We start from the raw sequence: 22,930 nt of genomic DNA, 5'->3' as shown, positions 1-22,930 counted from the left end.
AGTCGGAAGATTTGCCATTCAGCGGAATGCGCATCGGTGAGAAATTTTTACCAAACCCGGCCTGTGAGCCGGCCTGGCGCCTGCGAAGAAAGGCTGCGCGTCCGGGCACGCCGTTTGCCCGCTCAGCGGCATGGACTCACAACCTACGACGACCTCCCACCGGACTGCGCAGGCGGGCGCCACTCCTCCATCGGCCAGGGAGCCCGTGCGGTACCGCGAGCATGCGGGCCGCCAGGTCGGCATCATGGTGTGGGCCAGCGGTGATGGCTGGCGCGGCGCCTGGTCCGTCGGCGGCGGCGCGTGGTATGCGGTGCGCGGGCGCTGGGCCACCGAGGAATTGGCGGCAGAAAAGACTTTCGCCCTCTCGCGCTCGTCGCTGGGACAGGACGGATTGCGGCGCAGGCGCTCCTCTGCGCCGGCATCGCAGCGGCCCGCCCCGGCCTGCGCCACGCCGGAGACCGACCGCGCGCCGGCGCTGCGGGCGGCTTCCGAGCAGTGGAGCGAACTGCGCCGCGACTGGCAGAACGCCGAAGTGCGCCTGGCGCGCCGCCAGTCGGCGATCTGCCTGGGCGAAGGCGAAGCCCTCGATGCGGCAGAGGGCGCCAAGAGCCTGCGCGAACTGGAGCGCGAAGCGGAAAGCGCCCGCCAGCGCATGGACGATTACCTGAACGTGGTGCTGCGCATGCTGCGCCCGACGGCTGCGGGGTGAGTCGGCCGCGGGCGGCGGCGCTTCACTCGTCCACCGAGGCGCTCCAGCGGCTGCCCCAGTCGTGCGCCTGGTCTATGTCGCGGCGGTCGCGTTTGGTGGGCCGTCCTTCGTTCAGGCTGGCGGCTGGCTCCGGTGCCAGGCGGCGCATCTCTGCCGCCTGCTCGCGCGCCGCGATGCTCTCGGGCGTCTCCTCGTAGAGCTGCTGCGCCACCACGGCCGGGCCGCGCATGGCGCTCAAGCCGCGCACGACCACCGTGCGGGCCATGGGGCCCTGGCGCAGCGCCACGGTGTCGCCCGGGCGAAGCTCCCGGGACGCCTTGGCGGCCTGGCCGTTGATGGTCACGCGGCCCTTGCCGATTTCTTCCACGGCCAGCGAGCGCGTCTTGTAGAAGCGCGCGCACCACAGCCACTTGTCCAGGCGCATCGATTCGGGTGGGGTCATGGGCCCGATTGTCCGCGAGCCGGCGCTGCCGGGGTGTCGGCCGTTGCTGATGGAGCGCGCAGCGGCAACCGCACGATGGCGTCGAGCCCGGCGATGTGGCCGTTGTCTTCGCGGTTCACCAGTTCGATGTGCCCGCCCAGTGCCTGCACGATCTCCTGGCAGATGGCCAGGCCCAGGCCTGAGCCGGTCCGCACATCGCCCGCCGAAAAAGGCTGGAACAGCCTCTGGGCCAGCTCCGCATCGATGCCGGGCCCCTGGTCGGACACGGTGAGCGCGGCATGGCGGCCGTCCGAACGCAGGTCGACCGACAGCACGCCCGAGCCGGGCGAATGGCGGATGGCGTTGTGCAGCAGATTGCGCGTGAGTTCGCGCAGCATCCATTCGTGGGCGGGGATGGGCGCTGCATCGGTGTGGATGCCGAAGTCGAGGTCCTTCTGGGCGATGAGGGGCGAGATCTCCAGCGCCACGCTGCGCAGGATTTCGTCGAACCGCGTCTCGGGCGCCGCGCTCTGCTGGCGCAGCTGCTCCACCTTGGCGAGGGCCAGCATCTGGTTGGCGAGCTGCGTGGCGCGCTCCACGGTGACCTGGATTTCAAGCAGCGCCTGCTGGGGCGGCGCATCGCCGCGCAGCGCGGATTGCACCTGCGTCTTGAGCACCGCCAGCGGCGTGCGCAACTGGTGGGAGGCATCGCGCACGAAGCGCTTCTGGTGGGCCAGCAGGTGCGCCAGCCGGCCCATCACGTGGTTGGTCGCATCGACGAGCGGCAGCAGCTCCCGCGGCGAGCCGGGCGCGGCGATGGGACGCAGGTCGTCGCCCGGCCGCGTCTGGAGCTGGTCGCTCAGCTGCCGCACCGGCCGCATCGCCCGCTGCACCACGACGACGACGATGAGCGCCACCACCAGCGCGAGCAGCGCCTGCCGCGCGAGCGTGGTCCGGAGGATCTGCAGCGCCAGCGTGCGCCGCAGCTCCAGCGTCTCGGCCACCTGGATCACGGCCATGCCGCGCCCGGAGGCGCTGGCCACGGGTTGCAGCAGGACCGCGACGCGCACCGGGCGGCCCCGGAACTCGTCGTCGTAGAAGTCGACCAGGGCCGCATAGGGCGGCCGCGCGGGAATGCGGCCGCGCCAGATGGGCAGCTCGGCGAACCCCGACACCATTTCGCCGTGCATGTTGGAGACGCGGTAGAACATGCGGCTCTGGTTGTCCGCCTCGAAGGCTTCCAGGGCCGAGTAGGGCACGGTGGCGCGCAACTGGGCGGCATCGTCGTAGCCGGTCACGTCGATCTGCTCGCTGATGGTCTTGGCCGAAGCGAGCAGCGTGCGGTCGTAGGCCGTGTGCAGCGCCGAGAGCGTCTCGCTGTAGAGGCTGGCGGTGTTGTAGGCGATGAACAGCGCCACTGGCACCAGGATGCCCGCCAGCAGCTGCCGGCGCAGCGAACGCGCCCCGCCCGGGCCGGACCGCTTCATGGATCGGCCTTGAGCAGGTAGCCCAGGCCGCGCAGCGTCATCAGCGTGAGGCCCGTGCCCGCCAGCTTCTTGCGCAGGCGGTAGACCACCACCTCGATGGCTTCGTACTGCACGTCGAGCTGGCCGGGAAACACCAGCTCGTAGAGCCGCTCCTTGGCCACGGCGTGGCCCGGCTGGGCGAGCAGTGCGTGCATGAGCGCCAGTTCGCGCGGAGTGAGTTCCATCACCTCGTTGCCGAGGTAGATGGCCCCGCTGTCCTTCTCGTAGCGGATGGCGCCGAGCACCACGGCGCCGGAGCCCGCGGCGGGCCGCGTCTCGGGCAGGTCGCCGAGGCGGCGCACCAGCGCGCGCAGGCGCGCCTCCAGCTCATCGAGATCGAAGGGCTTGGGCAGGTAGTCGTCGGCTCCGGCATTGAGCCCCAGCACCCGGTCGCCCACCGTGCCGCGCGCCGTGAGCAGCAGCACCGGCGTGCGCAGGCCCTGCGCGCGGGCCTGCTGCAGCACCTGCAGGCCGTCCAGGCCCGGCAGCGTCAGGTCCAGCACCACGGCGTCGGGCGGGCGCGAGGTCCATTGAGCGAGGGCGGCCCGGCCATCGCCGAGCGCGGTCACTTCCATGCCCCGGCGCGCCAGGGAGCGCTGCAGCGTGGCCTGCATGGCGGGGTCGTCTTCCACGAGGAGCAGTTGCATGCGCCGGACCATAGCACCGCCCCCGCGCGGCTCCGTCATGGGTGTTTTCCCTGAGTCGGCGGACAGCCGTTTGACAGGAAGCGCGCGCATCATCGGCCCGGTTCAGTACACCCATAAAAGGAGACACGCATGCGGCGCGATACCTTCCTCAGATCCCTGGCGGCCCTCGCGGCCGCGGGCGCGCTGCCCCTGTCGGCGCGCGCCGCGTCCGCGATCAAGATGCTGCTGCCCGCCAACCCCGGCGGCGGCTGGGACACCACGGGCCGCGCGCTCGGCAAGGCGCTCCAGGACGCCGGCGCGGCCTCCTCGGTCACCTATGACAACAAGGGCGGTGCGGCCGGCGCCATCGGCCTGGCGCAGTTCGTCAACGCGAGCAAGGGTGATCCCAACGCGCTCATGGTGATGGGCTCGGTCATGGTGGGGGGCATCATCACGGGCAAGCCGCCCGTGAACCTGTCTCAGGCCACTCCCATCGCGCGCCTCACGAGCGAATACAACGTCTTCGTGCTGCCCGCCAATTCGCCCTTCAAGTCCATGGCCGAAGTGATCGCCCAGCTCAAGAAGGACCCCGGCAGCGTGAAGTGGGGCGGCGGCTCGCGCGGCTCCACCGAGCACATCGCGGCCGCGATGATCGCGCGCGAAGTGGGCGTGGACCCGGCCAAGATCAACTACGTGGCGTTCCGCGGAGGCGGCGAGGCCATCGCGGCCATCCTGGGCGGCAACGTCACCATCGGCGGCGGCGGCTACAGCGAGATGGCCGAGTACATCAACACCAAGAAGATGGTGCCCGTGGCCGTCACCTCGGGCCAGCGCCTGAAGGGCTCTGCGGTGCCCACGCTGAAGGAGCAGGGCGTCAACGTCGAGATCGGCAACTGGCGCGGCGTGTACGCGCCCCCGGGCATCAGCGCGCAGCAGCGCAAGACGCTCATCGACATGGTCGCCCAGGCCACCAAGAGCAAGAGCTGGGCCGAGTCGATGGAGAAGAACGACTGGACCGCCGCGTGGCTCGCGGGCGACGAATTCGGCGCTTTCGTGGATGCCGAGTTCGCCAGCATGCGCGCCACGATGGTCAAGGCCGGCATGGTCTGACCGGCCGCCCGGCCCGACACGGCGCCCTGCGCCGACCCCCGGCGCCCCGGCGCCGACCCATTCCCCAGCGCACCGCGCTCTGCACGGCACGCGCCACCCCGGTGGCGTGCGCCCGCGCGGCCGGCGGCGCCTCATCCCTGGAGGACATATCCACCATGACAGAGCCTCTTGTCCCCTCTCCCTCGGCCGCGCCTGACAGCAGCGCGGGAGCCGTGCCTTCCCGCCGGGCCCAGACCATCGTGGGCTGCGGCGTGCTGCTCGTCGCGGCCGCGCTGGCGGCCGGCGCGCTGCAGATACCGGGCGAGGCCGGCTACGGCGGCGTGGGCCCGAATTTCCTGCCCTGGCTGGTGTCTGCCGTGCTGGCCGTGTGCGGCGGTTTCCTGCTGTGGGAGGTGTTCTCGGGCGGCTTCCGCTCCATGGATGCGCCGGGTGGCGCGGCGCGCGCCGACAGGCAGGCGTTCGTCTGGGTGTCGGCCGGCCTGCTGCTCAATGCGGCGCTCATCGGCACCGTGGGCTTCATTCTCAGCTGCACGCTGTGCTACCTGCTGGCGGTGCAGGGCCTGCGCCGCGCCGCGCACCAGCCGGCGGCCGGATCGCCGCGCACCTGGGCCGTGGACGCCTTCACGGGCCTGGCCATTTCGGCGCCCGTGTTCTGGGCCTTCACGCAATTCCTGGCGATCAATCTGCCGGGCCTGACGCAAACGGGGTGGCTGTGATGATGGATATCTTCAACGCCCTGCTGCAGGGCTTCGCGACCGCGGCCACGCCCGCCAACCTGCTCTGGGCCCTGGTGGGCTGCGCGCTCGGCACGGCCGTGGGCGTGCTGCCGGGCATCGGCCCCGCCGTGGCCGTGGCCATGCTGCTGCCCATCACGGCCAAGGTGGAGGTCACGGCCTCCATGATCTTCTTCGCCGGCATCTACTACGGCGCCATGTACGGCGGCTCCACCACCTCCATCCTGCTCAACACCCCGGGTGAGACCGCGAGCATGGTGACGGCGATGGAGGGCAACAAGATGGCCAAGAGCGGGCGCGCGGGTGCGGCGCTCGCCACGGCGGCCATCGGCTCGTTCGTCGCCGGGACCATCGCCACGGTGGTGGTGACGCTGTTCGCGCCCTCGGTGGCGGAATTCGCCGTCAAGCTCGGGCCGCCGGAATACTTCATGCTGATGGTCCTGGCCTTCACCACGGTGAGCGCCGTGCTCGGCCAGAGCACCGTGCGCGGCCTCACCGCGCTGTTCGTGGGCCTGGCCCTGGGCTGCGTGGGCATGGACCAGATCTCCGGCGCGGCGCGCTATACGCTGGGCCAGCCCGAGCTGCTGGACGGCATCGACATCGTGCTCGTGGCCGTGGGCCTGTTCGCAGTGGCCGAGGTGCTGTATGCCGCCATGTACGAAGGCCGCCAGGTGGACACGCGCAATGCCATGGGCCGCGTGCACATGACCGCGCGCGACTGGAAGCGCTCCGTGCCGGCCTGGCTGCGCGGCACGCTGCTGGGCACGCCGTTCGGTTGCATCCCGGCGGGCGGCACCGAGATCCCCACCTTCCTGAGCTACGCGACGGAGAAGAAGCTCGCCAAGGGCGCGAACCGCGAAGAGTTCGGCACCCAGGGCGCCATCGAAGGCGTGGCCGGCCCCGAAGCCGCCAACAACGCCACGGTGACGGCCGCGCTGATCCCGCTGCTCACGCTGGGCATTCCCACCTCCAACACCACGGCCGTGCTGCTGGGCGCGTTCCAGAACTACGGCATCAACCCCGGCCCGCAGCTCTTCACGAGTTCAGCCGCGCTGGTGTGGGCGCTGATCGCCTCGCTCTACATCGGCAACGTGATGCTTCTGGTGCTGAACCTGCCCATGGTGGGCCTGTGGGTGAAGCTGCTGAAGATCCCGAAGCCCCAGCTCTACGCGGGCATCCTGATCTTCGCGACGGTGGGTGCCTACGGCATGCGCCAGAGCGCATTCGACCTGTTCCTGCTCTACGGCATCGGCCTGCTGGGCGTGATGATGCGGCGCTTCGACTTTCCCACGGCGCCCGTGGTGGTGGGCATGATCCTCGGGCCCCTGGCCGAGGCCCAGATGCGCAACGCGATCTCGATCGGCGAGGGCAGCTGGATGGTGTTCGTGAACCGCCCCATGTCGCTCACGCTGATCGTGATCGTAGTGGCCGTGCTGGTGCTGCCGCGCGTGCTGCGCGGCTGGGCCGCGCGCCGGATGCGGTTGGCTGCGGCCTAGAGGCAACGAAACCGCCGTGACGCCTTGCGCCTTGTCCCTTCTTCCGCGCTGAGCACGGGAAGGGGGATGCCACCGGTGGCCGGGCGAAAGCCTGGTCCCCGGCGTCCGCGGACACCGAGAAGGTGGATGCGCGTCGGGACTGCGTGTCAGGACCGCGCGGTGCGCGCAGCGGCAGGTTCCAGCGGGGTGCCCCGGGGCGCCCCGTTGGCTTTTGCCTGGTCCTTTTCCTTCTGCGCGGCGGCGGTGGAGCGCTTCTTGAGCCACAGGTAGAGCCCGCTGCCCAGCACGATGATGGTGGCGATGTCCAGCAGGGCCCACAGGATCTGCATCGGCATGCCCGCGTAGTCGCCGAAGTGCAGCGGCTGCGAGATGAGCAGCGCGGTGAGGTACCAGGGCAGCTCCGGCGCCGCCGTGACCTGCGCGGTGCGCGCATCCACCAGCACGGGCTGGTAGAGCTTGGACGTCAGGGGCGAGCTGCCATGCAGGAAGAACGTGTTGTGGTGCGGGCTGGAGAAGGCCGTGCCGGGGAACGCGATGAACGACAGCTTGGTGTCCGGCGCGCGCGCCAGGGCCACGTCCAGCGATTTCTGCAGCGAGCCGCGCTCGGCCTGCGGCGTGATCGGCTGGCCCGCGTAGGGCGCCATCAGCGCCGAGAGCTGGTCGTGCTGCCAGTACTTGATGAGCAGGTCGGCCCAGGTGTTGATCATGCCGGTGCCGCCCACCACGAAGGCCCACACCAGCGTGACGATGCCCAGCAGGTTGTGCAGGTCGAGCCACTTCACGCGCGTGGAGCGGTCGCGGCGTACCTCGCCGAACTCCAGCTTGCGCATGAACGGCGCGTAGAGCACCACGCCGGAGACGATCGCCACGAGCAGCAGCAGCCCCATGAAGCCCAGGAACAGCTTGCCCGCCAAGCCCGCGAACAGGTCCACGTGCAGCTTGTACATGATGTACATGAAGCCCTGGTCGAACCGCGGCTGCGCCAGGATCTCGCCGGTGCGCGCGTCCACCGCCACCGAGCGGAAGTCGGTGGTGGGCTCGGGCGTGTGCGTGAGGGTGACGAACCACACGTTGGGGTCGTCCTCGCCCTGCGAGGCGTACTGCACGATGCGGTCCGGATGCTGCGCGCGCGCGACCTCCAGCACCTTGTCGAGGCTGGCGCGCGGCGTGTCCCGGGGCATGGCCGGCGCCTCCACCTCGGTGCCCAGCAGGTGCCCGATCTCGTGGTGGAAGATCAGCGGCAGCCCCGTGAGGCACAGCAGCAGCATGAACACGGTGCACACGAGGCTGCTCCACTTGTGCAGCCAGGACCAGGTTTTGAGGGCTTTGGGTGTCATGTCGTTGTGTCGCGTGGGGAGAGGGGCTCGGGAAGGGGCGGGCGGCGCGCGGGGATCAGAAGTCCACGCTGGCGCTCAGCTTGAAGGTGCGCGGGGCGCCGACCACCAGGTAGCCCGAGCCCGGGTAGCCACCGGCCGAGGCCCAGTAGTTGCGGTCGGCCACATTGTCGACGCGGGCGCGCAGCGTCACGAGCCGGCCGCTCCATTCGGTGGCGTAGCGCACGCCCAGGTCCAGGCGCGTCCAGCCCGGCACGCGCAGGGCGTTGGCGGCATCGGCGTAGCTGGCGCCCGTATAGACGACGCGCGTGTCGAGCGCCAGGCCCGGCATGCCGGGCACGTCCCATTCCAGCCCCGCATTGGCCTGCAGGCGCGACACGCCGATCACGCGCTTGCCGTTGAGCGACGCGGTACCGGTCTCGCGCTGCTGCGCGTCGAGCCAGGTGACGCCGCCCAGCACGCGCAGGCCGTGGGTGGCCTCGCCCTGCACGTCCAGCTCGATCCCCTGGTGGCGGTCCTGGCCGGCGGTGCCGAACACGTTGGCGGAATTGATGTAGGCGCGGGGCTTGGTGGTGCTGAAGAGCGCCAGCGATCCGCGCAGGCGGCCGCCGTCGTACTTCACGCCCACTTCCTTCTGCTTGGAGACGTAGGGGGCGAGCTGCTGGCCGCTGTTGACCACCGGCACGCCGTTGGCCGTGGCCGGCGCGGTCTGGCCCTGGCTCAGGCTTTCGATGTAGTTGCCGTACAGCGACCACTGCGGCGCCATCTTGAACACCAGGCCGGCCATGGGGCTGTTGCGGCTCTGGTCGTAGTGGCCGAGCGGGGCCGAAGTGCCGTAGGCGAAGTCGGAGACCTCCAGCTTCTGGTGGCGCAGGCCCAGCGTCAACAGCACCGTGTCGTCCAGGAAGGACAGCGTGTCGCCCACCGCGAAGCTCACGAGGCGCGTGCGGCCCGTGAGGTTGGGCGCGGACAGCGAGCCGCCGTACAGCGTGTTGGCGCTGAAGCCGGGCAGGGCCGTGGGCCGGTACTGGTAGAGGTTGGAGGCGATGGTGTTCCGCCAGTCCATCGCATAGGCGTTGTCTTTCTCGGCCTCGAAGTACGACGCCGACGCCACCCATTCGTGGCCCACCGCGCCGGTGCGCAGCTTGCCGCGCACGCCCACCTCGCCCGTGTCCACGCGGTCCTTGCGGGTGTTGTCGAAGCGGTAGGTGGTGCCGGCGCCGGTGGCGGCGTTGCTCACCGTCAGGTTGGCGAGCGAGTTCGCCTCCTTGCCGCGGCGCAGGCCGTAAGCCCCCCAGGCGGTGACGTCGGGCGCCAGATCCACCTCGCCGCGGAAGGTGCCGAACACGTCGCGCTCGTTGGAATAGGACCAGGGCTGTGAGAAGTTGGCCGAGGCGTCGGGCGCGGCGGGCACCGAGCCGACGCCGCTCAGCGACACGTTGGGCCGCGTGCCGCGCAGCTGGTGGTCCTGCCAGCCGATGTCGCCCGACAGGCGCACGTCGCGGCTGCGCCAGTCCAGGCCCAGGGCCACCAGGCCGAGCTGCTGCTTCTCGTGGTCCACGGCGGTGTCGCCGTCCTGGTAGGCTGCATTGAAGCGGATGCCGGTGTTGCCATCGGGGCCGAAGCGCCGGCCGATGTCCACCGCCGCCTCGCCGCGGCCGCCCGAGCCGGTGCCGACCGTCACGCGCGACAGCGGCTCGTTGGGCGCGCGCTTGGGCAGCAGGTTGACCGCGCCGCCGATGCCGCCGCCCGCCGGGGTGGCGCCGGTCAGGAACGTGGAGGCGCCGCGCAGCACCTCGACGCGCTCGAACAGCTCGGTGGCGATGTATTGGCGCGGCAGCAGGCTGTAGAGGCCGTTGTAGGCGATGTCGTCCGAGCCCAGGATGAAGCCGCGGATGAAATACGCCTCCTGGAAGTTGCCGAAGCCGCGCGCCATGCGCACGCCCGCATCGTTTTGCAGCACTTCGCCCACGCTCTTGGCCTGCTTGTCCTGGATCAGCTCGTTGGTGTAGCTGGTGATGGCGAACGGCGTCTCCATCGAATCCTTGGTGCCCAGGATGCCCGCGCGGCCGCCTCGCGCCACCTGGCCGCCGGGGTAGGCCGGCGACAGGCCCTGGGCCGATGCGTCGGCGCTGGCGCCCACGGTCACGGTCGGCAGCGCCGGCGTCTCGGCTCCCGGTGCGGTGGCCGGCTGGCCGGCGGTCTGGGCACCGGCCTGCTGGCCGAGCAAAGTGAGGGCGAGCGATGCGGCGAGGGCGATGGGATGGTGGCGGAGCATGGCGGTGGGCCTGGAAGGGGTGGACAAAGGGGAAAACCTGCGGGCGACGGCGGTTCAGGGCGCTGGGGGCCTCATGCCGCCGTATCCATTGAATAGTTTGCTATTGTTTCTATAGCGATTGCGTTGGGCGAGGTCGGCGCCGCAGGCCGAACCAGGCCATCACCGCCACGGGTACGCCGAGCGCCACCCACGACCAGGTATCGCCCCAGCCCTCGGACACCAGCGCGCTGATGAGGCCGCTGGTGGTCAGCACCCCCAGGGCGATCGGCCAGCCCCACAGGCTGCCGTTGCGCGTGGAGGCGGTGTCCTCCAGGTCGGAGGGCTCGGCAGGGGCGGAGAGGCCGGCGGCGGGCCGCGGCGCGGAAGCGGGGGTCGAGGAGGGCATGGATGGCTCGGGCTGCGTGCGCGTGGGAGGAAGGCGGCCGGCCCGGGCTGGACAGCGCGCCCCGGGGACATGCACGTCCGCCGGGGCTCCCCACCAGGGCACTGTTTTTCGCAAACTTCCGATTCTAAAAGGTATTGCGAATAGTTCGCATTGAATTTCGTGGAATCGGCCCAAGGAATCCGCGGTCCCTGCGGCCCGGCGCGCGGCCCGTGCGCGGCGCGGGGCCCCGCGCACGGGGAGAAACCCTGGCGGCGCGGCCCCGGCCGTGGTTGAATGCGGCCTCCGGACGGCAAGCCCCGCCTCTGGCGCCTGGCGCCGCGGCCGTCCGCCGCCTCCTGAGGAATCGACCATGAACCACAAGAAAACCATCGCCCCGCTGCTGCTTTCCGCCCTTGCCGTGTCCTCGTGCGGGGGCGGGGGCAGCGGTGCCTCGCTCGATTTCGACTTCAACGCCCGCCCCACCTACCTGAACGACATCCGGCAGACCACCTACGACGGCGTGGGCGACGACCTGCTGACGGCCGGCATGGGCCGCACGGGCCTGCAGGACGACCAGGCCCCGGGCTACGAAGGCAGCCAGCCCACGGCCGAGGAACTGCGGCGCAACGCGATCTACACCAACTACCGCGCGCTGGTGGACACCACCACCGCGGGCGGCTACGGCACGCTGTACGGCCCCAACATCGACGCCCAGGGCCGCGTCGGCTCGGGCGAGGGCAAGGTCGCCGGGCTGGAGGCCATCGCCTATTCGGACGACGGCACGGGGCGGCGCAACATCACGCTCATGGTGCAGGTGCCGGACGGATTCGACCGCTCGCGGCCCTGCATCGTCACCGCCACCTCGTCGGGCTCGAGCGGCATCTACGGCGGCATTTCCACCGGCGAATGGGGCCTGAAGCGCGGCTGCGCCGTGGCCTATACCGACAAGGGCACGGGCACCTCGCCGCACGATCTGCAGACCGACACCGTGGCGCTGGTGGACGGCACGCGCACCACCGCCACGCTCGCGGGCACGCGCGCGGCCTTCAATGCCGGGCTCTCGGCCGCCGACCTCGCCGCCTTCAACGCGGCCACGCCGCAGCGCCTGGCCTTCAAGCACGCGCACTCGGGCCAGAACCCCGAGAAGGACTGGGGCAGCGCCACGCTGCAGGCCGTGGAGTTCGCCTTCTACGTGATCAACGAGCGCTTCGGTGACCGCTCGCCCGGCGGGCAGCCGCTGCGCAGCTTCCAGCCGTCCAACACCACGGTGATCGCGTCCAGCCTCTCCAACGGCGGTGGCGCCGCCATCGCCGCGGCCGAACTCGACACGCAGGGCCTGATCGACGGCGTGGCCGTCTCCGAGCCCTCGGTGCAATTGCCCGCCAATGCCGGCGTGACCGTCCAGCGCGGTGGCCGCACGGTGGCCGTGAACGGGCGCCCGCTGATCGACTACGTGACGCAGGCGCACCTCTACCAGAGCTGCGCGGCGCTCGCGCCCTCGCTGGCCTCCACGCCCTTCGCCGCCACCTTCGCGATCCGCTTCGCGGACCCGGCGTTCCCGGCGGCGGCCAACCGCTGCGCGGGCCTGCGCGCGCAGGGCCTGCTGACCGCCACCAGCACCAACGCCCAGGCTGAAGAGGCCCTGGCCCGGCTGGTCTCCTATGGCTGGGAGCCCGAATCGGGCGCGCTGCACGCATCGCTCGCGGCCTTCGAAGTGGCGCCCGCCATCGCCGTCACCTACGCCAACGCGCTCTCGCGCAGCAGCGTGAAGGACAACCTCTGCGGCTACAGCTTCGCCACCACGTCGTCGATCGGCGCGGTCGGCCCCACGCCGTCCACGGTGCTGGCGGACATGTTCTCCACCGGCAACGGCATTCCTCCCACGGCGGGCGTGCAGATCGTGAACAACCGCAGCCGGGGCGTGCCGGTGCGCGATGTCTTCTCGTTCAACACGGCGGGCGTGCCGACCTGGAACCTCGAAGGCGCGCTGTGCCTGCGCAACCTGCTGACGGGCACCGATGCCGCGGCGCAGCGCCTGCAGGCGGGGCTGGACGAGACCCGGCGCAACGGCAACCTGCGCGGCAAGCCCGCCATCATCGTGCACGGCCGCGACGATGCGCTGCTGCCGGTCAACCACACCTCGCGCCCCTATGCGGCGCTGAACCGGCGCGTGGAGGGCTCCGCCAGCCGCCTGCGCTACATCGAGGTCACCAATGCGCAGCATTTCGACGGCTTCATCGGCCTCACGGCCGCGTTGCCGGGCTACGACAGCCGCTACGTGCCGCTGCACGTGTACCTCAACCGGGCCCTCGACGCCATGTACGAGCACCTCGTGAACGGCCAGGCCCTGCCGCCCAGCCAGGTCGTGCGGACCGTGCCGCGCGGCGGCACGCCCGGCGGCGCGCCCGCCATCACGGCGGCCAATGTGCCGCCCATCGCGGCCACGCCGGCCGCCGCCAATGCGATCACCGTCACGAGCGGCGCGATCTCCGTTCCCGACTGACCGGCTGACGGCCGGGGGGCGCGGCCGCCACACCGCGGCCGGCGCGCCGGCTGACAGCAGGCCGGCAACGGGCAGGGCTAGAGTGGGCTCTCAGTCCACACCAAGGAATGCCCATGCCCATCCGATCTTCCCGCCGCACCCAGGCCCTGGCCTTCCAGGGCGCACAGCTCGCCATGGCCGTGCCCTCGGTGGTGGCGCACCGCGTCGCCCGCATGGCCCTGGCCGGCGGCAACCCCTCGGAGCGCGACCGGCGCGAGTTCGGGCGCATGGTGGCCGAGAAGCAGTGGGCCTTCGTCCAGTCTTGGGCCGCGATGGGCACGCAGGCCCTGCTGGCCCAGCAAACCATGGCCGCCGGCATGGCGCGCCTCTGGTGGACCCCCTGGACGATGGCCATTGGCCCGGCGCTGGCGCGCCAGTGGCAGGACGCGGCGGTGGGCGTGCTCGGCAAGGGCATGGCCCCCGTGCGGCGGGCCGCCGTGGCGAACGCGCGGCGCCTGTCGCACACGCCGCTGGTCTGATCCGGTACGGCCCGTTCCGCCGGGGGCCGCTGCGGCGGCACCCGCCTGTGCGCCGCTTGCCGCCAGCCACGATTCGGTTCCCTCAGCCGGGCGATGGCGCGTCCCCCGCGCCCGGCGGCTGCGGCCGCGCGTGGCGCCGCGCACGCTGCGGCTGGCAGGGGGCATGGTCGTGGAAGAGATGCCGGTAGCGCAGGGCGGCGCACGGCGCGGCCGGGTGCGATGGGCGCGGATTCGGATGGGCCATGGCGATTGCGTTCCTGGACCGCCGGGGCACCAAGGCCCCCGGCTTGGCAGGCAGGGAAAAGGGAAGGGGAAGGAGAAGGCCTGCGGCGCCGTGCCGCGGCGGCGCAATGCACGCCGCCGCACGGTCCGCGCCGGCCCGCTTACTTGGCGGCGACTGTCTCGGGCATGGCCGAGGAGTGGTGGTGGGCGATCTTCCAGTCGCCGCCCACGAACTCGTACACGTAGGTGTAGCGGGCATGCACCTTCTTGCCGTCCTTGAAGGCGAACGTGTAGGTGCCCACGTCCTGCGCCACGTTGCAGCCGATGCGCACCACGCGGCTGTCGATCTTGCCCTCCGGGTGGCTTTTCAGGAACTTCACGAAATAGTCGTGGATCTGCGCCGTGGTCGTGCGCGGCTGGTTGGAGACCGTGGCCAGCAGCACGCCGTCCGGCGCGTAGTTGGCGACCACCTTGTCGGGGTCCAGCGTCTGCAGCGACGCGTTCCAGCGGTCGAACAGGGCCGTCACCTGCTTCTCGGTGATGGGCTGGCAGCCTTGCGCCGCGGCCGGCGCCTGTGCGAAGACAGGGGCCGAGAGGCCGAGCACGGTGGCTGCGATGGAAGCTGCGCGGATCATGGTCATGAGGGTTCCTTGGAGAGTCGAACAAATCACCGTTGTCTGCGGTGCTGCCTTTTCATCGGGGCAGGACTTCATTGTTCGGCGCTCGCATGAACGCAGGCGTGGCTGCGCGATGAAGGTCCGCTGACGGCTTCATGAACGCAGGATGAATGCGCCCGGGGCCGCGCACTGCCCCGGCTCCCCCAGACACACCCCGTCACGCCACGCTGTCGTCCAGGCGGTAGCCCAGCCCGCGCACGGTCTTCAGCAGGGCGACCGGGTGGCCGTCGTCGATCTTGGCGCGCAGGCGGCGCACGTACACGTCCACCACGTTGGTGAGCGGGTCCTCGTGCACGCCCCACACGTTGGAGAGGATGCGCTCGCGGCTGCACAGCCGGCCTGGCGCGCTCATGAGCAGTTCCAGGAAGGCCAGCTCCTTGGCGGTGAGGGCGATGGGCTTGCCCGCGCGGCTGGCCTGCATGCGTTCGAGGTCCAGCACCAGGTCGGCCACCTGCAGCGCGGTGGCCTTGGGCCGCTGCTCGCGGCCGCGCCGCAGCAGTGCCTCGATGCGCGCCAGCAATTCCTCGAAGGCGAAGGGCTTGGTGAGGTAGTCGTCCGCGCCGAGCTTCAGGCCGTTCACCTTGTCCTCGATGGTGCTGAGCGCGGTGAGCATCAGCACCGGCACCTGCAGCCCTTCGGCCCGCAGCGACTGGCAGAGATCGAGCCCCGTCATGCCCGGGAGCATCACGTCGAGGATCAGCAGCCCGTGTTCGCCGGTGCGCGCGAGCGCCAGGCCCTCGGTGCCGGTGCGCGCGAGTTGTACGCCGTAGCCCTCCGCGCGCAGGCCGCGCTGCAGGAAGTCGGAGACGCGCGGATCGTCTTCCACGATCAGGATCGGGGACTGGCTCATCGCGCGGCCTCCCTGCGGCCGCCGCCTGTGCGGTACGGGAAGGAGCGGGGGGGTGTCTGGTTCATGGCTGGAATCCTTCAGGCGCCTGCGCGCCGGCGGGGACCACGCAGGCAGGGGGCAGGTGCAGGCGCACCCGGGTGCCCCCGGGCTGCGCGCTCTCGATGGCAACGTTGCCCTGGTGCGCTTCGACGATGGATCGGGCGATAGACAGGCCGATGCCGGTGCCGTCCGCACGGTGCGCCCGCGCACGGCTGCCACGCATGAAGCGCTGGAACACGAGCGGCAGTTCCTCCGCGTCGATGCCGATGCCTTCGTCGCGCACCTCGATGTCGATGCCGCCGTCGGCGGCCACCTGCCAGCCCAGGCGCACGGTGCCCCCGGCATGCGAGTAGCGCACGGCGTTGTCCAGCACGATCATGAGCGCCTGCCGCAACCGCTCGGCATCCGCGTGCAGCAGGGGCACCTCGCTCAGGCCGTCGTCCGTGGGCGCGGCGCCGTCCGGCGAAAGGGCGGATTCCAGCCGCACGTGCACGCCGTGCAGCGCGCCCAGCGCTTCCGCCTGTTCGGCCGCGTCGCGCAGCAGGGCGCCCAGGCACATGCGGGCGGGCCGCACGACGAGCTGGTCGGCCTCGGCGCGCGCCACGAGCATCAGGTCTTCCACCACGCCGGTGAGCTGCTCCACGGCGCCCACGATGCGCACCAGGGTCTGCCTGTACTCGGCGGGCGGGCGGTCGCCGCCGCGCAGCGCGATCTCGGCCTCGCCGCGGATGGCGGTGGCGGGCGTACGCAGTTCGTGGCTCAGGTCGGCGAACAGCTGGCGGCGGCGCTCGTCGCTGCGCTGCAGCGCTTCGTGGGCCGTGCGCAGTTCGGCGGTGCGGGCCTCGACGGCATCTTCCAGCCGGCGGCGCGCGGCATCGGCCATGCGGCGGTGCTCCTGCAGTTCGGCCGCCATGGCATTGAAGTGTTCGGCCACGCGGTCGAACTCGTCGCGCGAGCCCGTTTCCACGCGGTGGTCGAGCGCGCCGGCCTGCAGCGCGCGCGTGCCGGCCAGCAGGCGGTCCAGCGGGCGCTGCAGGCGGCGCGTGAGGTGGGCTGCCAGCACGATGGCGGTGGCCAGCGTCAGGATGGCCATGGCCACCGCCTGGGTGCGCAGCTCGCGCAGGCCGCGCTCGGTGTCCGCGCGCGCCATGGGCACCGCGCGGCGCTGGCGCTCGATCGCGCCGCCCAGCAGTTCGCGCAGGTCGCGGCCGTCGGCCAGGTCGAACACCTGGTTGAGCTCGTGCCACACCGACGCGAACTCCGCGCCCGGCTGCAGGGGCTGCAGCAGCACGAGGCGCGCCTGCACGGCCGCGATGTTGGTGTCGAACAGCCGCGCCGCGGCGTTCAGCTCGGGCACCTCGGGCGGCGTGGCGATGCCTTCCTCCTCGGCCATTTCGGCCCAGAGGGCGGTGTCGCGCTCGGTGAGCTGGCGCAGCTGGGCCGCGTTCTTCTTCATGCTCGCGAGCAGCCCATCGCGCACCTCCACCGAGGCATCGACGTTCATGAGCCGCTGCGAGGCCCAGACGCGCAGGCGCTGCTTGTTGGCGGCGAGTTCGTTCAGCTCGGTGAGGATGTCGCTCGCGAGCCGGCTGTGCTGCGTGAAGTTGTAGACGCGGTTGGCGCCCCAGTAGACGAAGGCGGCCTGCATGCACACCAGCGCGACCAGCGCGGCAAAGGCCAGGGAAAGGCGGATGCGGAACATGGGACGGTCCGGCCGGTGCGCGCGTCAGGCGGCCGCAGGCACGCGCGCCGGGCCGCTCTCCCAGCCCGCGAGGTGCTGCTGCGCGATCCGGCTGAGCGCGGTGATCCAGGCGCCGTCGCCATTCAGGCACGGGATGTAGCGGAAGTCCGTCCCGCCCGCGTGCAGGAACGCCTCGCGCGCCTCCTGGTTGATTTCCTCCAGCGTTTCGAGGCAGTCGCTGGTGAAGCCGGGGCACATGACATCGACACTGCGCGTGCCCTGCTGCGCCAGGGCGATCAGCGAGGGCTCGGTATAGGGTTCCAGCCATTTCGCCTTGCCGAAGCGCGACTGGAAGGTCACCCGGTAGCGTTCGGGCGGCAGGCCCAGGGCCTGGGCCAGCAGCGAGGCCGTGGCCAGGCACTCCTGCTGGTAGGGATCGCCCAGGCGCACCGCGCGCTCTGGGATGCCGTGGAAGCTCATCACCAGCAGTTCGGCCGGCCCGCCCTCGCGCTGCCAGTGCGCGCGCACGCTCTGCGCCAGCGCGCCGATGTAGCCCGGGTCGTCGTGGTAGCTGTTGACGAAGCGCAGCTCCGGCAGCCGGCGCGTGCGGGTGGCGTAGGCGCAGACGTCGTCCACCACGCTGGCCGTGGTGGTGCCCGAATACTGCGGGTAGAGCGGCAGCACCAGCACGCGGTCCACGCCGCTCGCCTGGAGCTCCTCGAGCTGCGCGGCGATGGCGGGCTGCCCGTAGCGCATGGCGTGGCGCACCTGCACGCGCAGGCCCGCCTCGCCCAGCCAGCCGCGCAGCAGCGTGGCCTGCCGCTCGGTCCAGACGGCGAGCGGCGAGCCCTCGGGCATCCAGATGCTGGCGTACTTGGCGGCCGACTTGGCGGGGCGGATGCGCAGGATGATGCCGTGCAGGATCGGCAGCCACACGGCGCGCGGGATCTCCACGATGCGCGGGTCGGCCAGGAACTGCCCCAGGTAGCGCCGCAGCGCAGGCGCGGTGGGCGCCTCGGGCGTGCCCAGGTTGCACAGGAGCACCGCGGTGCGGGAGGCGGTCGGCGGATGGGCGGCGGCGGGCGCGGGCATGGACGGCATCGGGTCGGTCGTTGAGGGGTGGGCACGGCGGCCGGGTGGGCGCGCCGGGTGAACGGGAGTGAGATAAGGGAAACGAGAGAGGTGCGATAAATCGAGATTTGCCGGGCTTAAGTGGGATGAAACGTCGTGAATTTAGGAAAAGATGTTTTGTGTCAGGAAACGACAGGACGGTCGGCTGATGGCTCCGCGCCCTCATCGAGTGGCACACCTTTTCCTGTGACGAGGAGGCGTTGCATCTCGATGAAGAGCATTCCGACAGTGATCAAGTAGATCAGCCTTCCATCGTCTGGGGCAAAGAGACCGGCGCTTTCAGAATCACGTGGCGGATTTGCAGCCAAGTTAGTAACCCAGTCTTTGGCAGGGCTGGCGCTGAACGACGCCTCTTTTGGATGGTGAGCAAAGTGGTTCCGTATTTTTCTTACGAGGTGGAGTTGGCGACAAACTTTGGGTTGTAGAAAACCAAATGCGTGTGCGAAGTCGATGCGCTGAGAAAACGAGGACAGAGGACCGCTGGCTCCAAAAATCTTGTCACTCATGGATTTGTCAACCATCCGAGACTCCAGATAGGTGCCCAGAAAGTTTTCTAAGTAGCTTCCAGCGAGCACTGCCGCGCCTCTCTGGCTCTCGCTATGGAACATCGCAACCATGTCTTGGTAGTCATCAAGGTCTAGCGAGTGCGGCTTCATTTAAAGGAGATAGGGATGAAATTGAAAATTGTGTCACCCTCGGCCTGCTTCAGGAACCCGATGATCTGTTCCTCGGTGAATTTGCTCTTCCTCATGTCCGTCATCCTGATGAGCGGACTCCTTGCTACTTCACCTTGGTACGGCAGGAAGGGTGCAGGTCATTTGGTGCCGGTGGGCGCCTGGCGCTGCAGGGCACTTACATCGAAGCGATCAACGACATCGCCACAGCCGCACGTCACGGATCCGGTGCTGCGCGTGCTCCTACGCTACGCGTCAGCACCCTAGGCTTGGGGCGGCATCACGCCGGACTTCGAGATCCTGGGCGCCGCCGCCGAGGTGGTCGGCACCGAATATGTGGATCGCCCGGGCTACAACCGGGTGTTTCTCGGGGGCATGAGCGCGGGGGTGTCCGGGCCTTTCAGCCGCGCCGGTACCGCCGGCAACATGCTGGCGCCCCAGGTCACCCACGCTCTGATCACCCACGCCGACGTCCACCGCGCGTGGGGCATCGCCGAGCTGTCGGACACCCGCCGCCAGTAGCACGTGACCCTGCGGATGCAGGTGTTGCCCGAAACTGGCGTGATCGTGCCGGGTCAGTTCGTGCGCTTTCGGGATGCCCAGACGGTGATGGGCATAGTGCGCAGCACGTCCATCGAATGGAGCCGTCCGAGCCTGTGCCAAACCATTGCGGTTGAAACCCATGCGTAACGCCTACCGACAGTTCGTGGATCTGATGTCGGTTCGTCTGCTGCAGGTGGGCGATGTCACAACCGTCGTAGCGGGCGTGGCTACCGTGGCGTTGCCTGGCGGGGGCCTGCTGCAGGCGCGTGGGGACGCCCAGGTGGGGAGCCGGGTTTTTGTGCGCCATGGCGTGATTAAGGAAATAGCGCCGTCACTTCTATTTGTCGAGGGTGAGGCTTGATAGATCGCCCGAGACATCACCAGAGTTTTCCTCAAGACTCAGAGCTTTCCGAACGTGGTCATGAAGAGGTCGCATCCCCAACGCGGATGAAACCGCTTCGGCATATGCGACTACCGCCTTCGTGGCCCATTGGCAACATCCGGCTCCCATCCATGAGTTAGCCTGACTTGTGGAGTCATCTCGAGGGAGAAACTTTCTGGAAATTGCCCGCTTGAGCTTTCCGTCTACGAATGCACCCATACGGTTCATTCCTGTAGTTCCCATATCGAAAAACGCAGCTTTGTAGTGGGTGAGTTCGTTGCGGAGATCAATCACAAGCTCAACGTCTTGGCAAATCGTGGCTCCTTTGTCTAACCTGTCTCTGCCTGCTGCGAGAAGCAAGGCGTCGAATTTCGCGGTGATGGGCGATCGTTGGAGTTGCTTATTCTCGGCTGCAGCAGCGACAGCTGCGATCGCGCCTGCACTTAGGTGCTTCAAATGCCCAGCGTGGGGCACCATGGCATCTGCATAGAGTTCGCTCGCAAGCGCTTCCAAAAAAGCCACAGCAGAAAACAGTGCTGCAGCAACATAAGCTAGTCCAGCAACTCTGTCCTCTTCACTCCACGGGGCACCCTTCAGATTGCTCTCTAAGCTACGGATATTCCGGGTGAACAATGCTGCTGCCTGAACGTGCTGTATGGAGTAATACGTTTGAATTGAAACGGTTACAAAACCATGTGGAACCGTGCCTGCCAGATCGCAGCTCGAAGAGTGGGTCCGGGTCACGTTCGATTCGGTCACTTCCTTCCTCCCATTATGTTCCCGCCACGCATCTATAGAGAATGGCTGTGCTGCCTGCAATTATGTTGCACAGTGTGAAAACGCAGTAGCGCAGGTTTATCTCAGAATCAGACGGCTATTTATCGCGCCGCGCTTCAGCCGGGCATTGTGACAAACGATTGCGCTATTCTCGGCCACCATGCTCGATACCGCCCGCATCCGTGCCGTGACCCTCGATCTCGACGATACCCTCTGGCCGGTGTGGCCCACCATCCACCGGGCCCGCCAGGTGATGAACGACTGGCTCGCTCCGCATGCGCCGGCCGCCGCCGCGCTGCTGGCCGATCCGCAGTCCGACGCCGTGATCCGCGCCGAGGTGGTCCAGGCGCATGCCCATCTGTCGCACGATCTGAGCGCGCTGCGCCGCGAGAGCATCCGCACCGCGCTGCGCCGCGCGGGCGAGGACGAATCCCTCACCGATGGCGCGTTCGATGTGTTCTTCGCCGAGCGCCAGCGCGTGGATCTGTACGACGACGCCATCGCCGCGCTCGAATTCCTGGCCGAGCGCTATCCCGTGCTGGCCCTCACCAACGGCAACGCCAACCTGCGGATCATCGGCATCGACGGCTATTTCCAGGGCAGCGTGACGGCGCGTGAATTCGGCATCGCCAAGCCCGACCCGCGCATCTTCCACGCGGCGGCGGAGCAACTGGGCGTGCCGCCCGAGGCGGTGCTCCACGTGGGCGACGACGCCACGCTCGACGCCCACGGCGCGATGCAGGCGGGCATGCAGGCCGTGTGGATCAACCGGGGCGCGGGTGTCTGGCCGCACGAGGGCGCGGCGCCGGACGCCGTCGAAGACCTCACCGGCCTGTGCCGCCTGCTCACGCCCGCGCTGGGCACCGCTCACCAGCGCAGCGGCGAGCTGCCCGGCGGCTCCGAGCGCCTTTCGTAGCGCGCCGGCGTGCGTTCCAGCACGGCGCTGGGGCGCACGGCCCGCAGCCGGCCGAAACCCGAATCCGTTTCTTCGAGGTAGGGGCCGAAATCCGGCTTCGCGGCCTGCAGCCCGCCCGGCACGCGGCCCAGGCCGCGCAGCCAATGCCCCGTCTGCGCGAGCGACACCTGCACATGCCAGCTGCCGCCCTCCTGCTGCTGGCGGCGCAGCGCGGCCGCCGCGCCGAAGGCCATGAGCCAGCCGCTGGCCTGGTCGAGGATCTGCATCGGCAGCGGGCGCGGCCGGCCGCGGCCGTCGGCCTCGCCCTCGGCGTGGTTGAAGCCCATGGCCGTCTGCACCAGCGAATCGAAGCCCCGGCGGCCGGCCCATGGTCCTTGCGTGCCGTAGGCCGTGAGCGACACGCAGACGATGCCCGGCCGCCGCCCGGCCAGCGCCTGCGGCGAAAACCCGAGCGCGCCCAGGCCGCCGGGCCGGTAGCCCTGCGAGAACACGTGCGCGCCGTCCACCGCCTGCCAGAGCGCTTCGCGCCCCTCGGGCGTGCGCAGGTCGGCGTGCGCCGAACGCTTGCCGCGGCTCGTGTCCGCGATCGCGTCGATGTTGGGCAGGTGCGGAGCATTGACGAGCACCGTGTCCGCGCCCAGCGCGGCCAGCGCGCGCCCGGCGACCGGGCCGGCGAGCACGCGGGTCAGGTCCAGCACGCGCACGCCCGCCAGCGGCCGCGCGCCGCCCACCAGCGGCGGCAGTGCCAGGGGCGGCGCATCGCCGATGCGTTCGATCGCCATCACCGGCTGCGCGGCGATGGCCTGGGCCTGGGGCGTGGCATCCCACCCGGCGAAGGTGCGCAGCGCGGTGGCCACCAGCCCGCGTTCGGCGGCGGCGGTCTCGAAATCCAGTGCGCCCCAGCCGGCCATCGCCCGCTCCGCGTCGGCCCGCGTGGCGGTTTCCGGCGGCAGGCCCAGCAGCCGCAGCGCGCCGTCCCGGTGGTGGGCGAAGTTGGCGTGCACCCGGACGTGGCCGTCCGCGCAGCGGTAGAGGCCCGAAAACGTGTCCCACGGGTCGGGCGCCACGCCGTCCAGCGCGAACCAGCCCGAACACTCCACGGCGGCATGCAGCGCATCGACCGATACGCGCTGGCGCTCGCCGCCGCGCACGTGCCCCAGCTCGCAGGCGGCCAATGCCGCGGCGGCGATGGAGGACTGCGCCGCGGTGCCCACCGCGAACGACGACGGGAACACCGGGTCGCGCCCGGGCAGGTCGAGCCATTCGAGCGCCTGCCCGGGCAGGCCGGCCAGGCGCCACAGTGCGGCGGCGGGGGAATCGGACGAAGGCATGGGTGCGCTCCCGTGAAGCGGCCGGATGGGCCGCGGTTCCACCGCAGGCCCGGCCCCGCCATGCTGGCGAAAGGCCGGGAGGGAGTGG

The 22,930-nt window shown here is 70.1% G+C and carries 24 protein-coding genes; 10 read left to right on the top strand and 14 right to left on the bottom strand.

From position 1 onward, the window contains the following. Positions 1–130: 130 nt before the first annotated feature. Entirely contained in the window at positions 131–709 is a 579-nt protein-coding gene (locus BM144_RS05805; RefSeq protein WP_092950346.1) for a hypothetical protein, read from the top strand. Positions 710–731: 22 nt separating this feature from the next. Here the strand turns inward: BM144_RS05805 and BM144_RS05800 are convergent, their stop codons facing one another. From BM144_RS05800 to BM144_RS05790, 3 genes are read right to left on the bottom strand one after another with little or no spacing between them, the layout of a single operon-like run. Next, entirely contained in the window at positions 732–1,151 is a 420-nt protein-coding gene (locus BM144_RS05800; protein WP_092950345.1) for an RNA-binding S4 domain-containing protein, read from the bottom strand. Further along, the gene (locus tag BM144_RS05795; RefSeq protein ID WP_092950344.1) at positions 1,148–2,617 is read right to left on the bottom strand and encodes a sensor histidine kinase; all 1,470 of its coding nucleotides are present in this window, start codon (positions 2,615–2,617) and stop codon (positions 1,148–1,150) included. Before BM144_RS05795 ends, BM144_RS05800 begins: the two co-directional genes overlap by 4 nt. Continuing rightward, the gene (locus BM144_RS05790; protein WP_092950343.1) at positions 2,614–3,315 is read right to left on the bottom strand and encodes a response regulator transcription factor; all 702 of its coding nucleotides are present in this window, start codon (positions 3,313–3,315) and stop codon (positions 2,614–2,616) included. Before BM144_RS05790 ends, BM144_RS05795 begins: the two co-directional genes overlap by 4 nt. Before the next feature lie 117 nt (positions 3,316–3,432). On the opposite strand from BM144_RS05790, the gene BM144_RS05785 reads away from it, so the two are divergent. From BM144_RS05785 to BM144_RS05775, 3 genes are all read left to right on the top strand, one after another. Further along, positions 3,433–4,392 (top strand): Bug family tripartite tricarboxylate transporter substrate binding protein, encoded by a 960-nt coding sequence (locus BM144_RS05785; protein WP_092950342.1) that lies wholly within the window; start codon positions 3,433–3,435, stop codon positions 4,390–4,392. Between the two features lie 155 nt (positions 4,393–4,547). Continuing rightward, the gene (locus BM144_RS05780) at positions 4,548–5,108 is read left to right on the top strand and encodes a tripartite tricarboxylate transporter TctB family protein (protein ID WP_092950341.1); all 561 of its coding nucleotides are present in this window, start codon (positions 4,548–4,550) and stop codon (positions 5,106–5,108) included. Positions 5,109–5,110: 2 nt separating this feature from the next. Next, positions 5,111–6,622, top strand: a complete 1,512-nt coding sequence (locus BM144_RS05775; protein ID WP_092950493.1) for a tripartite tricarboxylate transporter permease — start codon at positions 5,111–5,113, stop codon at positions 6,620–6,622. Positions 6,623–6,768: 146 nt separating this feature from the next. On the opposite strand, the gene BM144_RS05770 is transcribed toward BM144_RS05775, so the two are convergent. From BM144_RS05770 to BM144_RS05760, 3 genes are all read right to left on the bottom strand, one after another. Next, positions 6,769–7,959 (bottom strand): PepSY-associated TM helix domain-containing protein, encoded by a 1,191-nt coding sequence (locus BM144_RS05770; protein ID WP_092950340.1) that lies wholly within the window; start codon positions 7,957–7,959, stop codon positions 6,769–6,771. A gap of 55 nt (positions 7,960–8,014) precedes the next feature. Next, positions 8,015–10,234, bottom strand: a complete 2,220-nt coding sequence (locus BM144_RS05765) for a TonB-dependent receptor (protein ID WP_092950339.1) — start codon at positions 10,232–10,234, stop codon at positions 8,015–8,017. 109 nt (positions 10,235–10,343) lie between these two features. Continuing rightward, complete coding sequence (locus BM144_RS05760) at positions 10,344–10,619, bottom strand: hypothetical protein (protein WP_245783554.1); 276 nt, start codon at positions 10,617–10,619, stop codon at positions 10,344–10,346. 349 nt (positions 10,620–10,968) lie between these two features. On the opposite strand from BM144_RS05760, the gene BM144_RS05755 reads away from it, so the two are divergent. After that, positions 10,969–13,101, top strand: coding sequence for a D-(-)-3-hydroxybutyrate oligomer hydrolase (locus tag BM144_RS05755; RefSeq protein WP_092950338.1), 2,133 nt, complete (start codon positions 10,969–10,971; stop codon positions 13,099–13,101). Between the two features lie 113 nt (positions 13,102–13,214). After that, positions 13,215–13,619 carry a polyhydroxyalkanoate granule-associated phasin gene (locus BM144_RS05750; protein WP_092950337.1) on the top strand — a complete coding sequence of 135 codons (405 nt, stop codon included), beginning with the start codon at positions 13,215–13,217 and terminating at the stop codon, positions 13,617–13,619. A gap of 82 nt (positions 13,620–13,701) precedes the next feature. Here BM144_RS05750 and BM144_RS23090 read toward each other — a convergent pair whose 3' ends face one another. The 6 genes from BM144_RS23090 to BM144_RS22625 all read right to left on the bottom strand — a co-directional run bounded on the left by BM144_RS23090 (position 13,702) and on the right by BM144_RS22625 (position 18,875). After that, the gene (locus BM144_RS23090) at positions 13,702–13,863 is read right to left on the bottom strand and encodes a hypothetical protein (protein ID WP_175525960.1); all 162 of its coding nucleotides are present in this window, start codon (positions 13,861–13,863) and stop codon (positions 13,702–13,704) included. 139 nt (positions 13,864–14,002) lie between these two features. After that, positions 14,003–14,482, bottom strand: a complete 480-nt coding sequence (locus BM144_RS05745; protein ID WP_092950336.1) for an SgcJ/EcaC family oxidoreductase — start codon at positions 14,480–14,482, stop codon at positions 14,003–14,005. A 193-nt stretch (positions 14,483–14,675) separates the two neighbouring features. Continuing rightward, on the bottom strand, positions 14,676–15,368 hold the full coding sequence (locus BM144_RS05740; protein WP_092950335.1) for a response regulator transcription factor: 693 nt from the start codon (positions 15,366–15,368) through the stop codon (positions 14,676–14,678). Positions 15,369–15,429: 61 nt separating this feature from the next. Further along, the gene (locus tag BM144_RS05735; protein WP_092950334.1) at positions 15,430–17,109 is read right to left on the bottom strand and encodes a sensor histidine kinase; all 1,680 of its coding nucleotides are present in this window, start codon (positions 17,107–17,109) and stop codon (positions 15,430–15,432) included. Positions 17,110–17,133: 24 nt separating this feature from the next. Next, positions 17,134–18,180 (bottom strand): ferrochelatase, encoded by a 1,047-nt coding sequence (gene hemH, locus BM144_RS05730; protein ID WP_092950333.1) that lies wholly within the window; start codon positions 18,178–18,180, stop codon positions 17,134–17,136. Positions 18,181–18,341: 161 nt separating this feature from the next. Continuing rightward, the gene (locus tag BM144_RS22625; RefSeq protein ID WP_139225649.1) at positions 18,342–18,875 is read right to left on the bottom strand and encodes a hypothetical protein; all 534 of its coding nucleotides are present in this window, start codon (positions 18,873–18,875) and stop codon (positions 18,342–18,344) included. Positions 18,876–19,280: 405 nt separating this feature from the next. Here BM144_RS22625 and BM144_RS23580 point away from each other — a divergent pair, with 405 nt between their 5' ends. Genes BM144_RS23580 through BM144_RS05720 form a run of 3 tightly spaced genes read left to right on the top strand, consistent with a single transcriptional unit; the run spans position 19,281 to position 19,797 of the window. Continuing rightward, complete coding sequence (locus tag BM144_RS23580; protein WP_281246080.1) at positions 19,281–19,415, top strand: hypothetical protein; 135 nt, start codon at positions 19,281–19,283, stop codon at positions 19,413–19,415. Positions 19,416–19,418: 3 nt separating this feature from the next. Beyond that, entirely contained in the window at positions 19,419–19,583 is a 165-nt protein-coding gene (locus BM144_RS23085; protein WP_175525959.1) for a hypothetical protein, read from the top strand. Beyond that, a complete protein-coding gene (locus BM144_RS05720; protein WP_092950332.1) occupies positions 19,576–19,797 on the top strand; it encodes a hypothetical protein in 222 nt (73 codons plus the stop codon). Before BM144_RS23085 ends, BM144_RS05720 begins: the two co-directional genes overlap by 8 nt. On the opposite strand, the gene BM144_RS22620 is transcribed toward BM144_RS05720, so the two are convergent. Then, on the bottom strand, positions 19,774–20,577 hold the full coding sequence (locus BM144_RS22620) for a hypothetical protein (protein WP_139225648.1): 804 nt from the start codon (positions 20,575–20,577) through the stop codon (positions 19,774–19,776). The genes BM144_RS05720 and BM144_RS22620 overlap by 24 nt on opposite strands. 178 nt (positions 20,578–20,755) lie before the next feature. On the opposite strand from BM144_RS22620, the gene BM144_RS05715 reads away from it, so the two are divergent. Then, positions 20,756–21,511 carry an HAD family hydrolase gene (locus BM144_RS05715; protein WP_092950331.1) on the top strand — a complete coding sequence of 252 codons (756 nt, stop codon included), beginning with the start codon at positions 20,756–20,758 and terminating at the stop codon, positions 21,509–21,511. On the opposite strand, the gene BM144_RS05710 is transcribed toward BM144_RS05715, so the two are convergent. Further along, positions 21,463–22,842 (bottom strand): CoA transferase, encoded by a 1,380-nt coding sequence (locus BM144_RS05710; RefSeq protein ID WP_092950330.1) that lies wholly within the window; start codon positions 22,840–22,842, stop codon positions 21,463–21,465. The two genes, BM144_RS05715 and BM144_RS05710, sit on opposite strands and share 49 nt — an antisense overlap. Positions 22,843–22,930 lie beyond the last annotated feature (88 nt).

Source organism: Paracidovorax konjaci (genome assembly GCF_900112675.1).
GTDB classification, from domain to species: domain Bacteria; phylum Pseudomonadota; class Gammaproteobacteria; order Burkholderiales; family Burkholderiaceae_C; genus Paracidovorax; species Paracidovorax konjaci.
This window is presented reverse-complemented; position numbering and strand designations above follow the sequence as displayed.